Source organism: Aneurinibacillus tyrosinisolvens (genome assembly GCF_001015055.1).
Lineage (GTDB): Bacteria > Bacillota > Bacilli > Aneurinibacillales > Aneurinibacillaceae > Aneurinibacillus_A > Aneurinibacillus_A tyrosinisolvens.
Genome location: NZ_BBWZ01000110.1, coordinates 1 through 1,370 on the forward strand (window position 1 = coordinate 1; position 1,370 = coordinate 1,370).

A 1,370-nucleotide genomic window follows, 5' to 3' on the forward strand; every position below is an offset into this window, starting at 1 on the left:
TACATATAGTCATCTATTCGCTGAGTAAGTTCGCTAAAATTTGTACAGTCTGCGTAGTCTAACTCATCTTTCATATGACCAAAAAAGGATTCCATTGGGGCATTATCCCAGCAGTTCCCTTTACGGGACATAGAGGGGGTAATCCCAAGCTCCATCACTCGTTTTTGGTAGATTGGATTTGTATAATGTACTCCCTGGTCCGAATGAAGGATGGCTTCCGGATGGACCGTACGGTCCAGTTGTTCAGCGAGTTTATCCAGTGTCCGATACACCAAATTCATATGCAATGATGTTGATAAATGATAAGCCAAAATCTCGCGTGTGGCTCCATCTTTTACACAAGACAGGTAGGCCTTTTTCCCGTTGCCATAGAAGAGGTACGTAATGTCGGTTAAAAGAACTTTCTGTGGCTCGTCTTGGTTAAAGTTTCGTTTCAGGAGGTTCGGACATACCTTGTGCTCCTGGGCAGCCTGTGCCATCTTCTTGTATGGATTCGCACGACGAACCTTCGTCACCATGTTGTATTTGTGCATGATACGGCGAATTCGCTTATGGTTCATCACCACACCTTGTCGGTTCTCCAGCTCCATTTTTATGGTCAATGCACCGGCACGTCCTTTCTTTGCATCAAAGATTTCTTTGAGGAGAACATAGTCTTTCTCGTCCTTTTCTTCTTTACGAGCCCGCTTTTCCTCCGTACGCAGCCATCTATAGTAGCCACTTCGACTGACCCCTGCCAGCTTACAGAAAAATCGAATCATGCGTGGATGGAGAAGCTGCGGAGCACGCGCTCGATGAGTTCGAATTTCTCGGAGGGTGTTAACGTTTCTTCTGTAACGCCTGCCTTTCTAGCTCGTCCAACTTTTTTAAGAAATCAAGTTCGGCTTCAAGAAAAGCGATACGAGCTTTTGCCTTTTTGAGTTCCACCTCCGGTGTCATTGGCTTGGAAGAAGGCCGGCCTGTACTCGCCTTTCCTCTCCGTTCTGTGTAAAACCCGTCCTCCCCAAACTGCTCATAAATTTTACGCCATCTTTTCAGACATTGTTTTGGCTTGTCTTTTCCAATGATCGTAAGATCAAATCCATTCTCAAGGAAAATCTGCATGGGTTCCTTGCCTTTGAGATTCTCTTTGATCGCCTTAAGCTTAAAGTCTGGATGATAGGTAAGGGAACGCTCGGAAACCTTACTGACATTCGGATTAGCCTCTAACTGTTTCATTTGGAAAGCATTGAAGATGATTTTACTCATGTTTTTCTACCTCGCTCCTGTCTATTGATTTGATTATACCTGTATCCCTTTCTTTTCCCCATACAAAAAACCCGAATAAGGGACTTTTTTCAAAGTGTCCATTATTCGGGTTACAGTTCAAA

2 protein-coding genes are annotated in these 1,370 nt (G+C 44.2%); both read right to left on the minus strand.

Annotated features, from left to right (window positions below; all coding sequences use genetic code 11):
* Positions 1–761: IS3 family transposase (locus tag MBEAL2_RS28525; RefSeq protein ID WP_047155552.1), on the minus strand; the 761-nt coding region annotated here is incomplete at its 3' end.
* 58 nt (positions 762–819) lie between these two features.
* Entirely contained in the window at positions 820–1,248 is a 429-nt protein-coding gene (locus MBEAL2_RS31505) for an HTH domain-containing protein (RefSeq protein WP_047155553.1), read from the minus strand.
* Positions 1,249–1,370: the final 122 nt, after the last annotated feature.